The sequence below is a fragment of the Neobacillus nitrireducens genome, from assembly GCF_030915405.1.
GTDB lineage: Bacteria > Bacillota > Bacilli > Bacillales > Cytobacillaceae > Neobacillus.
In genome coordinates, this window is the sequence record NZ_CP133262.1 from 3,562,011 (window position 1) to 3,577,128 (window position 15,118).

Here is a 15,118-nt window from a genome sequence, read left to right on the forward strand (position 1 = left end):
ATGTTAGATAGATTGAAAGAAGAAGTGTTTCAAGCCAATTTGGAATTACCAAAGCAAGGACTGGTCAAATATACTTGGGGCAATGCAAGTGGGATTGATCGTGATAGCGGATTGTTCGTCATCAAACCGAGCGGGATTGATTATGAAAAAATGAAACCAGGTGACATGGTGGTGGTGGATTTAGATGGCAATGTTGTGGAAGGTGAGATGAACCCTTCTTCAGATACAGCCACTCATGCCGTGCTGTATAGACATTATCCGGAAATCGGCGGCATCGTGCACACTCATTCAACCTGGGCGACTGTTTGGGCCCAAGCCGGACTGGATGTCCCAGCAATGGGAACGACTCATGCTGACACATTCTATGGCTCCATTCCATGTGCCCGCTTTTTGACACAAGAGGAGATTGACCGCGGTTATGAAGCGGAAACTGGTAAAGTCATCATTGAAACCTTTGAAGAGCGAGGGCTGGATATTTTGGCAGTTCCCGGTGTCCTGCTGCATGGTCATGCGCCGTTTACTTGGGGCAAAGATGTGAAAACAGCGGTAATGAATAGTGTAGTGCTAGAGGAAGTTTCGAAAATGAATTTATTTGCCCGACAATTAAACAGTTTTGCTGAATTATTACCGCAAAATATTTTAGACAAGCACTATCTGAGAAAACATGGGAAGCATGCCTATTACGGGCAAAAATAAACAAAAAACTATTAATCTATGAAAAGAGGATCCATTATGACAGCAACAGGTAAAAAAGTATTTTGGTTTGTTGTAGGTTCACAGCATCTTTATGGGGAAGAAGCGTTAGCAGAAGTCAAAGCTCATGCACAAACGATGACCGACGCCTTAAATGAAAGCGGTGTTTTACCATATCTGATTGAATTGCAGGATTTAGCTGTCAGTGCTGATAAAATCACCAGTATTATGAAAGAAGTCAACTATCGTGACGAGGTTGCCGGTGTGATCACTTGGATGCATACTTTCTCACCTGCAAAAATGTGGATTCGCGGTACAAAATTATTACAGAAACCGTTGCTTCACCTAGCAACACAATTTAATGAAAGCATTCCATGGGCTACGATTGATATGGACTTCATGAACCTGAACCAATCTGCTCATGGCGACCGAGAGTATGGTTTCATCAATGCCCGTTTGAAAAAACAAAATAAAGTAGTTGTCGGTTACTGGCAGCGCCCTGAAATACAAAAGCAAATGGCTGAATGGATGAACGTAGCGGTTGCTTATAACGAAAGCTTCAACATTAAAGTTGCTCGCTTTGGTGACAACATGCGTAACGTGGGTGTTACTGAAGGGGATAAAGTGGAAGCACAAATTCAATTTGGCTGGACAGTGGACTACTTTGGTATTGGAGACTTGGTTCAATATGTGAATGCTGTTACGGACGAAGAAATTGATGCATTATTCGCCGAATATGAAAACCTTTATGAATTTGATTATGGTACTTACAGCAGAGAAGCTTGGGAAGCGAGCGTAAGAGTTCAAGCAAGCTATGAAATTGCGATTAAACGCTTCCTTGATGACGGCAGTTACAATGCTTTCACTACTAACTTTGAAGATTTGTATGGTATGAAACAGCTTCCTGGTCTTGCAGTTCAACGTTTGATGGCGCAAGGATACGGCTTTGCCGGTGAAGGAGATTGGAAAACTGCAGCACTCGATCGTTTACTTAAGGTTATGAGCCGTAACCAATCAACCGGCTTCATGGAAGATTACACCTATGAATTAGCTTTGGGTCAAGAATCCGCTCTTCAATCCCATATGCTTGAAGTCGACCCATCTTTAGCAAGCAATAAACCAAAAATTATCGTTTCTCCATTAGGAATTGGCAATCGTGAAGATCCGGCACGTTTAGTATTTGACGGTAAAGCAGGAGAAGGTGTCGTTGTTTCCATGGCTGACTTCGGTACCCATTATAAACTATTGATCAACGAAGTTTCGGCATACGAGCCGACTGTGCCAGCTCCAAAACTTCCAGTTGCACGCGTGCTTTGGAAAATTAAGCCGAACTTCCAGGACGGAGTAAAAGCTTGGATTGAAAATGGCGGCGGACACCATACGGTTGTTTCATTAAATTTAACAACAGACCAAATTGTTGGTTACGCAAAACTAGTTGATTTGGAGTATGTAGTGATTAAGTAATGCCTTAGCCGTTCGAGGCGAAGTTGTTTCCTTGGTGGGAAAAGATTAATATAAAGGAATGGTCAGTTTTGAAGGAAAGAAGCTGTGGGCACTTGATTTACGGTAACACTTCCTTAGAAGAGCAAGGGGCGTTTAAACCAATGAAAGGTTTAACGCCCCTTGTTTTTCTGTTACCTTTGCATTTTACTATCCAATGGTAGCTTGTTGATAATGTAAAAATACTTTCACGTGATGAACCAGGCCGTCATCCACCAGTTTCAAGTATGTTAAATCTCCAGCATCCTCACCGTCAACCACCCATTTGACTGGACCCGAGGAATCACGGGAATTGTACACCTCGAGCGAATAGGTTGTCTTTCCGTATACATAGTCGATATGGAAGGATTCCCATTCATTCGGTACACAAGGCTTGATAGAAAGCTGATTTTTCTGAAGCTTAATTCCCAATACATATTCCAGGCCTGCTTGATACATCCAGCTGGATGCTCCGGTGTACCAGGACCAGCCGCCGCGTCCCTGATGAGGATTCGCTGTATATACATCAGCAGACATCACATATGGTTCATTTCCATATGTCTGGATATCCCCCTTGGTGAGCGTATGGTTGATTGGATTAAGGATGGAAAATAGCTCAAAGGCTTTGTCATTACGATCTAACATTGCCCAGGCGACAATACCCCAAATGACACCGTGGGTATATTGTCCGCCATTTTCACGAATCCCAGGCGGGTACCCTTGAATGTAACCTGGACTTGGTTTAGTTACATCAAATGGTTCTGTCAAAAGCTTTACAAGTTTTAAATCGCGATCGACTAGCTCATGGTCAAAGGAGGCCATGGCCTGAGTCTGACGCTCAGTTGTGGTGCCCTGAGAGATGACGGACCATGATTGGGCGATGGCATCAATCCTGCATTCCGTGTTAACCTCAGATCCAATCCATGTTCCTGCATCCGTAAATGCGCGGCGGAACCAGCTGCCATCCCAGGCATGAAGGTTGAGATTCTTCTTCAATTGCTGGGTGGACGTCCTGAAATATTCCTCCACATTAAGTGGGAGGACGCCGTCTTCAAGTTGTGAAAATCTATTCAGGATATCAAGAAGAAACCATCCGAGCCATATACTTTCGCCGCGTCCCTTTGCACCGATACGGCTCATGCCATCATTCCAGTCGCCAATCCCCATGAGCGGGAGCCCATGCTCCCCAAATTTCAGTGAATGGTTAATGGCTCGAAGACAGTGGTCCAAAAGTGAACCTGCCTCATCAGACACAACTGTATCTTCGTATCGCTCTAGTTCTTCTTCTCGCAGAACATCACTCCGAAGGTATGGAACCATCTCCTTCAGAATATCGTAATCCCCAGTTTGGTTAATATAACGGGAGACGGTATACGGAAGCCAGAGAAGGTCGTCTGAAAATTTAGTCCGGATCCCTTTAAAGGTTTCTTGATGCCACCAGTGCTGGACATCTCCTTCTTGGTATTGATGAGCAGCATTAATCAGTATTTGCCTTCGTGTAATGGAAGGGTCGGTATGCAAAAATGCAAGCGAGTCCTGCAGCTGATCCCGGAAGCCAAACGCTCCTCCAGCTTGATAAAATGCAGTCCGTGCCCATAGGCGGCAAGCAAGCGATTGATACAATAGCCAGCCGTTCATCATGATATCCATGGCCCTGTCTGGTGTCCTTATTTGTACTTGTCCTAGAATCTTCCGCCAATAATCAGCAACGTTGGAACGTGTCTCCTCGAAAGCAGATGGGTGGCTATACTGTCTAATAAGCGAAAAAACTTTTTCTTTGGATGAATCACAACCAAACAAAATGGTGACCGTTATTTCAGCATCCTCGGGAATCTCAACGACGGTTTGGAGGGCCCCACACGTATTGGCAAACGCCCCTGTCCGTTTAGAGAGTCCTTTTTGCAAAAGCCCTGCGGGAAAATCTAGTGCCCCGCCATAACCGATAAATTCCTCCCGATCGCCTGTCCAGGAATACAAATTGTCTGATTGTCCTGGCGACTGGGGCATTGCGATATGCATGAAGCTGACGGCATCCCGAAATGTTTCCTGGAAGGAATTGCGGGCAAGAAGCACTTTATGTTCCGCGTCCCATTCAGTAATTATAAAGGGCGCCTGTGCTTCACGTGTGACGCCGAGAACCCATTCTGCGAAATAGGTAAGGGAAACTCGTTTTTTAGACTGGGTTCTATTGCGTAGCCGTAGCTGGAGCAATTTTACTGTATCCTTCAATGGAACGATGATTTCCATTGTATGTGTTACATCTCCATCCAGTTGTTCAAAACGGCTGAATCCCTTGCCATGTGTAACTTTGTAGTTCAAATGAGCCCCTGCTGGTTTTGGAGTTGCCGACCAGACTTTATTTGTATCTAGATCCTGTAAGTAGAGGCACTCTCCAGGCTCGTCAAGAACAGGATCATTGGTCCAGGGAGTGAGTTTACATTCCCTTGAGTTTCTCCACCAGCTGTATCCGGTGCCAAAGTCCGTGATTAAGGTGCCGAATTGTGGGTTAGCTAGGATATTGCTCCACGGTCTCGGCAAATAAGAGCAGTTTTGCACGTGAATTTGATAGGCCTGGCCATCCTCGGTGAAACCTCCCCAGCCATTGAAGAATTCGCCTTCAGCAGAGTAATGGGATGATGGACTGCTTTTTTTGATTTTTCGTTCGGCTGCTATAGGCTGATGCTGTTCTGGACGTAAAGGAGTATCGTAAGCAAGCAGTTGTGCATCCAGGCTCGGACCTCCTGCCCGCAGCCAGACATGGGCAGTTGCTTTTAGGAGGGTATGTACCTTTTCATCAAGTTGTGAAGCCTTTAACCCGATCATGCGCCTCGGTTGTCCCAACCCTCTGGCCGCCATTTGGTCCCTTAAACGATTCATGAGTTGATCCTGGTAGCCGCCCTCGGTCTCATCAAGCACCACCAGGTCGACTTCTAATCCTAGCCTGCACAGGTACTGGTGTTGTTGTGCCGTCAATACTACAAATGGCAAATCTGCCGAATGCTTAATAGAAACAACCGCAATCGGGGCATCCCCGCTAATGCCATGGGACCACAAGGCAGACTGGCCTAAACTATTCTCTGCAATAGCCATCCTGCGCAAAGGTGTGAAAGCTGAAGTATAGAGAAGGCGTCCTGCCAGCTTTTGTGCGGCCAAAGCTTGCTTTGGCGTTAGGTGCAGGTGTCGAAGATCAATTTGCGAGCGGACCAATGCCAGATGAAACATATGGTCAGCCTGCTTTGGTTCCCGTACCTGCTGAACAATGCCGAGTGCCTGCCTGCGGCTTTCTGCCACACCTGTCACAATGTAAACAACAGATGTTTCTCCAGGTGCCAAATGAATGCGCCGTCTCATAACAAACGCCGGGTCCACAACTGAGCCAATTCGTCCGTTTAGGGTTGAAACCATGGCTTTTGGTTCCTTCAAGGAATGCCCCCTGCAGATAAATTGGGCCCGATCTGTCTCAAATTCGTATCCTTGTACTCTAGGGTCATCCACATAAACGGAATGCACGGCCCATATCTCCTGTTCTTCATCCTCACGGGTGCGTTTTTTGGCTAATAAACATTGAGTTTCTGCATCGTGGCTTGTGTCGATAAATAATTTACTAAAGGCTGGATGTGCACTCACGGCTGAAGGATTTGCGAGTGCCAATTCTAAAAACGTGGTCACCTCTAATAACCTGTCTTGGTCGCTATTGTTTACCAGCTGCAGACGCCGAATCTCTGCATCCACATCAGGGGCCACTGTTATTTCAAGTTTAGATGAGATCTCACGATAGGATCCTTCATAGGTTGTTTTGTCCAAGCGAAAAACGGAACTTGGCTCTTGTATGGAATAACAGGGAAAGTTCGTAATACTCCATGTTTCTTCTGAAGTCTTTTCGTGAAGGTATATCATCATGCCAGAATGATCAACAACGGGATCTTCCTGCCATCGGGTGATGGAAAGCCCATTCCATGACAGCATGCCCGTCCCGCTGCTTGTGCTCATACTTGACATACGGCTGTTTGACAGGACGTTTACTTCGGGAACAATGGTTGGTTTCGTAAATGACCGTTCCAGATTGTCAAAATGTTCATCAAAAGAGGTGAACTTCTTATGCAGTCCAATAGGCTCTTTCAGTAGAGCCGCTTTTTCAGGAATGCGCTCCTGTAAAAGCAAATCAGCCGTACAAACGCGGGCATCGGAATGGAAACGGTTAATCATTTGATCATCCGACAACAAATTGCTCAGGGTCAGCATGCTCATGCCCTGATGGTGCGCCATGTAACTTTGCACAATCTGGTATTGCTCGCCATTAGCAAGTCTCGGGGCCGTAAAATCAACGGCTTCAAAATAACCAAACTCGCCTTTTGCACCCAGGTCTCTAAACCTGCTTAAGGCGGCTAGACCTGCTTCACCAGCATAAGGAAGCGCCATAATGGTGGCATAGGGGGCAAGAACCAGATTTTGCTCAAGACCGCGATCAAGTCCAAGCCCAGGAACACCAAAAGCACGATATTGATAGTTCAATTGATAATCAAAGGCATAATAACCACTTTCCGAGATTCCAAAAGGCAGCTGGTACTGGTCTGCATACTTTCGCTGTTGATGAACGACGCCTCGATAAGTCGAATCCCAGATTGTATTTTTGTAGGTACGCATAATTAGCCTGGGCATTAAATACTCAAACATGGTTCCTGACCAGGATAATAATGTTTTGTACCGTCCGGCTTTTGTCATCGTCCGTCCCAACGAGAACCAGTGTGAAACTGGTATTTGTCCCAAAGCGATGGCAACAAAGCTTGTCTGCCTTGCTTCAGAAGCCAACAAGTCATAAAGAATGGAATCTTTCTGGCCAGAATCGACATGGTACCCCAGCGAGAACAGCCGTTCATCCGAATTATATAGTGCGGCAAAATTAGTTTGTTCTATTAGTTGATCAAGGTTATGAATGCTGTTCTGGAAACGGTCTTGGTAATGTTCCTCCCGTTTGCTCCATTCAATCAGGCTTTGCTCCACTGCCATCAAATAGGCTACGAAGTTTCCAGAATCAACTGTCGAAACGTATTTAGGGTAAAGCGGTGTTGCGGTACACGTATCATACCAGTTCATCAAATGCCCATTCCATTTCTCCATTCGCTGAATCGTTTCTATGGATAATTCGATCCGGTCCAGCATGGCTGGCGTATCAATGAATTCCAGATCCCGGGCGGCAACAACACATGCCAGATATAAGCCAATATTGGTTGGCGACGTCCGATGGGCAATGACTTCTTTTGGTAGGTACTGCACGTTATCAGGCGGCAGCCAGGAATCCGCTTCCGTGACATATTTATCATAAAAGGCCCAGATTTGCGAGGCTAATTCTGCTAGGTCAGTCTTCGCATCATGGAGCCATGTCTTTTTCTCTGTCGTTTGTGGCTGATTTAAAAACAGGATGACAGGCCGTGCAAGAAGCCAAATCAAAAGAACTGTTCCACCGAATATCCGTTCAACCACCCCGCCAGAAAGGAAAGCGAGTAAAGCAAACAGGAAGATAACGATATGACCAGATACTTCAAACAGGAAAACACGCTTCTTCGTGTCTTCTCGATCTGTCTTGGCAGATGGGACCCACTCCAGTAAATTCTTCCCACTAATGAACAAGCGGTAGAGTGTGCGCAAAATAGCATCTAAAGAAAGCACAGCAGTAAACGGCAAAGTAATTAGTTGTACTGCACATTGGGTAAACGTAACCCCAATGGTCCTATTGAGCCTTCCTCCAAAAAGAGCTGACACTAATGCAACCAAAAATGGAAGAAATATGGTTCCAAAAACGATGGACACCCAAATCCAAGGCCTGCCAGGGAGCACGAAAAAACTAAGCAGTGCAGTGAGCAGGTAGATCGGTGCACGGAGACTCCGGCGCAGATTATCAACAATCTGCCAACGAGTGATGCTGCCTAAAGAAACGGGCCTTCTTTCCCCATGCCGATCTTTGCAGCTTTTGCCCACCCATCTGATGAGCTGCCAATCCCCGCGAATCCATCTATGCACCCGACGCTCGTTAGCGTAAAAAGTACCTGGGTGCGACTCGACAATTTCGATATCAGAGGTTAAACCTGCCCGCAAAAATCCACCTTCGAGCAGATCATGACTTAGGACCGAATGCTCAGGAATTCGGTCAACCAGTGTTTTTCGAAATGCCTCCACGTCAAAGATTCCTTTGCCGACAAAGATAGCATGACCAAACAGGTCTTGATAAACATTAGATATCGCAAAAGAATATGGGTCAATCCCTGGGTCTCCCGACCATAAAGCGGCAAATCGCGAATTTTGGGTAGACTCAAAACTCACGCCAATACGGGGCTGCAACAACCCAAATCCTTCAACGACCCGTGTTCCTTCTTTATTTAACCGCGGACGGTTGTAAGGGTAGTGGATGGAACCCGCGAGCCGGCTAACTACACCGATTGGCAGAAGTGTATCAAAATCGGTTGTAAACACATACCGGATATTCTTCAAAATTTCTGCTTGTCCATGGATGGTGGAATAGCTGGTTTTGTCACTACCTGAAAGAAGCTCTACAAATTCAACTAGCTTGCCGCGTTTCCGCTCCCAGCCCATATAGGTTTGATCCACTGGATTAAAAAGACGGGATCTATGAAATAGAAAAAACTTCTCAGTCCCGTATTTGTTCTTCAGCTCATCCAATCGTTTCACGGCATGTGCGACTAATGCATCGTCCATTGTTGTGGTTTCGGCAGAGGCATCACAAAAGTCTGCCAATATACCAAAATGTATGTTCGGCTGCCTGTTTCCCAAATAGTGAATCAATAGGTTGTTCACTACATCATCCACTTCTTCCAGACTCGACCAGATGACGGGGATGACCACCATCGTTTTTGCATCTTCCGGCAGCTCTTCCGAAAAATCATAACGGAGGATAGGAGTCGGGAGGCAGCATTTTCCTATGATTAGATGAATAATCGATAATGCCCAATCACTTACAGGCAGAATGAGTGCGATGATGACTGCGAGCCAAGCCAGCGGCTGTACTCCCAACCCTGCTAATACCCATTTCCCAGTGATGATCATCAACCCAGTAAATAAAAGAAAGAAGCTCAGAAAATAGGCAACCGACGGCTGTCTTCTTATTACGAGGTGTGGTAGCACCCGAGGCCTAGCCACCTTACAGAGCTCCTTGCGCAGGATGGAAATTCCTTTTGGATCCAGCAAATAGTAGGGTAGGCAGGCACCGCGCGCAAGGCTTTCGACTTGATCCATTTCCTCTTCACAGTACGCTGTAAGCCGAAGGGCGGTTTGCGCGACTAGGGTTTCCGATACATTCAACTGATCGGCCACTTTTACAACCTTTCCACGAAGGAAGTCACGGCTTTCAAGATCGAGCCTTCCGTAATCACTGTATGGATCGGAAAGAAGAATTTGTTCAAGGTAAGATATTTTTGAAAAGGTTATCCGCCACGGTAGACGCTCGATAAAGTGTAAACTTTGGACCAGGTTGCCGCAAGTCACTTGCAGCTCTGCCTGTAACTGATGTTCTAGCGATACCATTTGTTCGAGACTGGATTCGCTGTTTTCCACATAGCCTGCAATCCAGTTGTGAACAATTTGGATATTGGGTTCCAATTCACTCAAATGCTGGACCAAGTGGACAATTTGAACTGGATCTAAGCTTCCTTTGCGAGTTTTCTCTTCCAATAAGGCTTTGATTCTTGAATCGTTCGTATTTTTGGAGCCAATTTCCTCGATTAACGACATAATTGAATGGCAGGACTCGTGTCGTTTCCGTACCTCCTGCATCAATTCGGATAACCGATGAATAATTATGACACGCATCGCACTCAGTAATGTCCAGCATTCTATATCCTTGAGAATCGAAACCTCCTGGAAGGACATCAGGTATCTTTTGAATGATACGACATCGTAGCGACCGTCCACATGATTAAGATAGTCGTTACAAAGGGCGTAGATTCTCGGCATCCCATCAGACCGCAATTTGGGAAGCCTTTTTAACGTTGTGCGGGGCAATTCCTTAAAAACAACCTGTGCTTGTACTTCTACAAAATTGATGTGGTCAAGCAGCCAATCTTCAGCTGGTTGCTTACATTCCACTTTGTTATTTCGTAAATGTCTGGCAAAACTATGCAGACTGGACAAATCTGACCGAAAGGCATGCCAATATCTTTTTGCCACTTCGTTGGCAGCCGTTATCTCGTGAATTAGGGCAAACTCATGTGCTTTGGTTGCCAGTTGTTCGTTGTTTAAAATTACAAGCTCCCCCTCGCAAGATGTTGTAAGTGAAAATATTACCATTATCTACTTTTTTATTCATAAAGATAAAACCAACCAAATAGGGATGTTCCCTATTAACTTGAAGTGTGTGATGATTCATTACTCCTTTTCCCGAGTGAATCTTACGAATACCAATGGTTAGTATTTACCATAGAAGTAAGCTTTATTTAAAAAAGTAAATATAGCTTTTACATTTTGCATATGCAGTATTTGAAGGGGAAAGAAACGTAGGTGTATGCTTATTGCCTTATCACTGTTTGTAAAAAGGGCGAACAGTGACAAAACTGTTCACCTCTGTGAATATTTGGAAAAAACCGCTAGTTCATTAGGTGAGGGGAAACGTACCAAATAGTAGGGACCTTTTTATTCCCGCTTATTGACTTAAATCAATTTTTTATAGGGGATCATGCCATAAAATAAAATACACAGATAAGATGTACATTTGGGAATAGTAATCAAATAGAATGAGGGACATAGCCCACTCTAGTTATGTTCCTCATTTTTAGTGTAATTGGTTAATTTTTATCATTTAGGAGGGAAAATATGAAAAAGCATGGTTACATATATCTTTTAAGTTTCATATTACTTGTGGCCCTGGCAGGGTGTGGTCAAACAACCAAGGAAAAAAAGACAACAACCGCATGGGATAAAATTAAGAATAAAGGCACACTTGTAGTAGCTACTTCGGGTACACTTTATCCAGCTTCCTATCATGAGGATAAAGCCAATAATTTAACAGGATATGATGTAGAGGTAGTTAAAGAAGTGGCAAAACGATTACATCTGAAGGCTCAATTTAAAGAAATGGGTTTTGATGGTATTCTTCCAAGTCTTCAATCTGGGATGGTAGATATTGGGGCAAATGACATTGAGGTTATGAAAGAAAGAGAGAAATCCTTCGATTTTAGTGAGCCCTATAAATTTTCTTTTGGTTCCATGCTTGTAAGGAAAAAAGACCAATCTGGTATACATAGTCTTACGGATTTAAAAGGGAAAAAAGCAGCTGGGGCAGCTACCTCTATTTATAGCCAAATCGCGAAACAATATGGAGCCCAAATTGTGACTTACGGGAATGCCTCAAATGATGTATACCTTCGTGATGTTGCACTAGGCCGTACTGATGTTATTTTAAATGATTATTATTTACAATCCATTGCTGTTAAAATGATGCCACAATTCAACTTAGAAATTAATCCACATCTATTTTATATGCAAAGCTCTTCAGCTCTTGTAACAAAAAAAGGGAATATAGAACTAATGAGTAAAATCAATAGCGCTCTTGATGAGATGAAAAAAGATGGCACTCTGTCCAAACTTTCTAAAGAGTTCTTTGTAGGACTTGATGTAACGAAAAAGCCAAATGTGAAGTTTGTAAATGTTAATGTAAAATAATCGTTGTGAAATAAAGGTGGTATTATCCTTGGATTGGAAACATTTCTTTAACCTAAATCTAGCCATTGAAAGCTTTCCATTTGTAATTCAAGGCATCGGCTATACCTTCCTTATATCATTTGTAAGCATGGGGGCTGGATTATTTATTGGTTTTTTTCTTTGTCTTGCCCGTAGATCTTCAACTAAATTTCTAAGGCTTCCTGCAAGGTTATATATTTCGTTTATGCGGGGAATCCCTATGCTTGCTTTACTTTTTATCTTATATTTTGGATTACCTGTTTTCGGTATACAACTAACTGCCATATCTTCGGCAATTATTGGTTTTAGCATGAATTGTGCGGCATATATTGCCGAAGTCCAACGAGCATCACTGAATAGTGTTTCCAAAGGCCAATGGGATGCAGGTTATGCAATCGGACTATCCAATTGGCAAACTCTATATGGAATCATCATTCCGCAGGCAGCAAGGATTGCCATTCCCTCTTTATTAAATATCTTTTTAGATCTTGTGAAAGCTTCATCTTTAGCAGCAGTAATATCTGTTCCAGAGCTATTGTTTAATGCACAGATAGTTGCAGGAAGAACATATGACTCCATTACCTTATATTTATTGGTAGCACTTATTTACTGGGTTATTTGTATTGTTATTTCAACTTTAACAGAAATAGTAGAAAAACGTTTCTCTCAATATCAATAGGTTGTAACATGTGAAGATGGCCAAATACATAAATTTGGCCATCTTTTTTATTAGCTTTATTCCAATCTGTGCAAAAACATACAATCAGGAAGATCTTTAGCTGGAATAATCCTTTTAAGATTCTTGCACGCTTCTCTTATGGCTAATTTGTACTTCACTTTTACTTTTTAAATTAACACAGCTCTTGCTGAAGTGCTTCACGATCGATTAAATAATAACCGCCCTCATCTTGGACAATATAATTTTTCCGTTTAAATTCACTGATTGTACGGCTAATGGTTTCTCGTGTTGTCCCAATCATGTTGGCCAATTCACGGTTTGTGAAATGAATCGTAAGTCTATATTTCCCGTTCGCCTTTACCCCATTTGACTTACACAGCCTTACTAGTAACATGATGATTTGTTCATAAGTATTGTGAAGGACCTTGGACTCTAATCTGCTTTGCAGATCCATAATTTTTTCACCTAATACTTTGAATAACTTAATACAAATTTCCGGGTTGGAAAGAAGAATTTCCTCAAATTTATCAAGCGGGATGACAATTAGTTGGGAATCTTCAAATACTTCCGCACTAGCCGGGAACGTTTCCCTCCGAAAAAACCCTGAAAGTGGAAACAAATTACCCGGTTCAAAAATAGAAATAATCTGCTCCCTTCCAGAAAAATCGGTCTTAAATATTTTTATCCTTCCTGAATGAATAAAATAGATTTGGTTAAGAGGATCTCCTTGCATAAATGCATACATTTTATGCTTATAGAAACGTAACTGAGCAATCCTGATGATTGGCTCCATCTCTGCTTCGGACAACTCTTTAAATAAGGGGACTTCCGATAACCTTTTTAGAATATCCTCATTTTTCATTTCATTATCACCTCTTTTTATCGTATTCCTAGTTGTATAGATATTGTAGCAGTCTCATTTCTTAACATAATTGATCTGCATCATAAAATAGCCCTAGGATTCAAAATATATATAAATAAAATCACCGATAAAGTGTGATAGGGAACACAAATTCAAAAAAAATATTCATTATAATATAAAAGGAAAACATATTAACAACAGTGAATATGCTGCAAACGTTTACTGTAATTATAAACATTGCCATTGCCGTTATCTGGTCTCCACCACAGACACTCGGTACATGACAGATACGGTCAAAGGAAAATATCAAAGAAGATATGGGGTGATAAAATGGCTATTGTTCGCATGGAAAAAAATGAATTGTTACTTGAGGTAAACCTTGAGGATATTGAAACCATCATTAAGGAAGCCGTAAATAATATTGAACAATATAAAGAGGAAATTGCTGTCATCTATGAAAAAATGCCAAAGTTTGAATATAAGTACTTTTGTTTCTATGCTTATTCAACGTATCATCTATTAGAAAAGGCGCTTAACTTTTCTTGTGATGAGGTAGGCCATTTCCGATTAATTGCACCAGAACCATTTTACTATGCTTTCTTCGGTATCATCTCAACGCTATATCATGAACACTGTGTAAAATAACCAAAGGAAGTATTCGTCAGAATTTCCTAAGGGCGATTAGATTAGAATCTACTATATTTTAATTTTAGGAGGAAAAGAAATGAACACATTTAAATCCACTGTAAATGCAACAGAATATCCGCCACAACTTAAACATAAAGTCATCTTTGAAACCTTTGATGCGTTAAATCAGGGAGAAGCGATGCTATTAATCAATGATCATGATCCAAAACCATTATTTTACCAATTTCAAATTGAACGGCCCAACCAATTTACATGGGATTATATTGAACAAGGTCCGGAAACATTCCGCGTAAAAATTGGGTGTGTGTAAAGAACCGCTTGCTGTAAAATGGTTGCCTCTTCTATGACAACTCTACTATCTAGTTTAATGGTATTCTTTTACGCTTAAAATTAAATAGTTTCCTTCATCGCCATAGTTGATAACCACTTTACTTTAGGCGATGAAGGAAATTAGCCAGTATAAACATATCTTGGATTATCCCGGTCCTTTAAAAAAATTTCCCTACTTAGAACCATTACATATAAATGTAGTGTCCTTTTTTATTAGCTCATCGCTATACCTATCTTCTAAACTTTCAACATAAACGCCTATATGAAAAAGCAAACTGGTGCGCCGGTGTCAGAAATCTTTTTCTTGGATATCACTAAAATTATTAAAAATTGATAGGCATCAATACTTTTTTTAAAATCATACTTTACGATAATTACTGACTTATATCTTATACAGGGGTGAGTAGGATTGGATAATATTGAAATTTCGGAATTTAAGAGATTTAGAGATAAGGGATTTTCAAAAGCAGATTTTTACAAGAAGGGATTTACAAACGGTTTTCTTTTGAATTTCCTACCAAAACAAATGATGCCTCAACATTATCATCCAAATTCACAGTTATTTTTTCATGTTCTTCAAGGTGGAGGAACGTTTATTTCAGATGGAAAAGAAACAGAAATAAAAGAAGGTAATATTATTCATGTTCTTGGAACGGAGAAGATAGGGTTTGTTAATGCAAATGAAGAAACTACTATATTTGTCATACGCTGCTTAATAGAAGAATAATGTTTTCACAGCA

9 protein-coding genes are annotated in these 15,118 nt (G+C 42.2%); 7 read left to right on the forward strand and 2 right to left on the reverse strand.

Annotated features, from left to right (window positions below):
- Together RCG22_RS17235 and araA are read left to right on the forward strand one after the other, a co-directional pair.
- Positions 1-696, forward strand: coding sequence for an L-ribulose-5-phosphate 4-epimerase (locus RCG22_RS17235; RefSeq protein WP_308103930.1), 696 nt, complete (start codon positions 1-3; stop codon positions 694-696).
- A gap of 36 nt (positions 697-732) precedes the next feature.
- A complete protein-coding gene (araA, locus tag RCG22_RS17240; RefSeq protein WP_308103931.1) occupies positions 733-2,157 on the forward strand; it encodes an L-arabinose isomerase in 1,425 nt (474 codons plus the stop codon).
- 186 nt (positions 2,158-2,343) lie between these two features.
- Here araA and RCG22_RS17245 read toward each other — a convergent pair whose 3' ends face one another.
- Entirely contained in the window at positions 2,344-10,470 is an 8,127-nt protein-coding gene (locus RCG22_RS17245; protein WP_308103932.1) for a GH36-type glycosyl hydrolase domain-containing protein, read from the reverse strand.
- A gap of 522 nt (positions 10,471-10,992) precedes the next feature.
- On the opposite strand from RCG22_RS17245, the gene RCG22_RS17250 reads away from it, so the two are divergent.
- Together RCG22_RS17250 and RCG22_RS17255 are read left to right on the forward strand one after the other, a co-directional pair.
- On the forward strand, positions 10,993-11,841 hold the full coding sequence (locus RCG22_RS17250) for a transporter substrate-binding domain-containing protein (protein WP_308103933.1): 849 nt from the start codon (positions 10,993-10,995) through the stop codon (positions 11,839-11,841).
- A gap of 16 nt (positions 11,842-11,857) precedes the next feature.
- Positions 11,858-12,538, forward strand: a complete 681-nt coding sequence (locus tag RCG22_RS17255; protein WP_308103934.1) for an amino acid ABC transporter permease — start codon at positions 11,858-11,860, stop codon at positions 12,536-12,538.
- Positions 12,539-12,710: 172 nt separating this feature from the next.
- Here RCG22_RS17255 and RCG22_RS17260 read toward each other — a convergent pair whose 3' ends face one another.
- The gene (locus tag RCG22_RS17260; RefSeq protein ID WP_308103935.1) at positions 12,711-13,400 is read right to left on the reverse strand and encodes a Crp/Fnr family transcriptional regulator; all 690 of its coding nucleotides are present in this window, start codon (positions 13,398-13,400) and stop codon (positions 12,711-12,713) included.
- A gap of 330 nt (positions 13,401-13,730) precedes the next feature.
- On the opposite strand from RCG22_RS17260, the gene RCG22_RS17265 reads away from it, so the two are divergent.
- The 3 genes from RCG22_RS17265 (at position 13,731) to RCG22_RS17275 (ending at position 15,105) form a co-directional block, all read left to right on the forward strand.
- Positions 13,731-14,045 (forward strand): hypothetical protein, encoded by a 315-nt coding sequence (locus RCG22_RS17265; protein WP_098263109.1) that lies wholly within the window; start codon positions 13,731-13,733, stop codon positions 14,043-14,045.
- A 79-nt stretch (positions 14,046-14,124) separates the two neighbouring features.
- Positions 14,125-14,358 (forward strand): DUF2249 domain-containing protein, encoded by a 234-nt coding sequence (locus tag RCG22_RS17270; protein ID WP_308103936.1) that lies wholly within the window; start codon positions 14,125-14,127, stop codon positions 14,356-14,358.
- Positions 14,359-14,787: 429 nt separating this feature from the next.
- Positions 14,788-15,105, forward strand: a complete 318-nt coding sequence (locus RCG22_RS17275) for a cupin domain-containing protein (protein WP_098263107.1) — start codon at positions 14,788-14,790, stop codon at positions 15,103-15,105.
- Positions 15,106-15,118: the final 13 nt, after the last annotated feature.

Bases quoted from the DNA above. Each gene is read 5' to 3' on its own strand.
- RCG22_RS17270 (WP_308103936.1), top strand. From the start codon at position 14,125: ATGAACACATTTAAATCCACTGTAAATGCAACAGAATATCCGCCACAA.
- RCG22_RS17245 (WP_308103932.1), bottom strand. From the start codon at position 10,470: ATGGTAATATTTTCACTTACAACATCTTGCGAGGGGGAGCTTGTAATT.
- RCG22_RS17250 (WP_308103933.1), top strand. From the start codon at position 10,993: ATGAAAAAGCATGGTTACATATATCTTTTAAGTTTCATATTACTTGTG.
- RCG22_RS17235 (WP_308103930.1), top strand. From the start codon at position 1: ATGTTAGATAGATTGAAAGAAGAAGTGTTTCAAGCCAATTTGGAATTA.
- RCG22_RS17260 (WP_308103935.1), bottom strand. From the start codon at position 13,400: ATGAAAAATGAGGATATTCTAAAAAGGTTATCGGAAGTCCCCTTATTT.
- araA (WP_308103931.1), top strand. From the start codon at position 733: ATGACAGCAACAGGTAAAAAAGTATTTTGGTTTGTTGTAGGTTCACAG.
- RCG22_RS17265 (WP_098263109.1), top strand. From the start codon at position 13,731: ATGGCTATTGTTCGCATGGAAAAAAATGAATTGTTACTTGAGGTAAAC.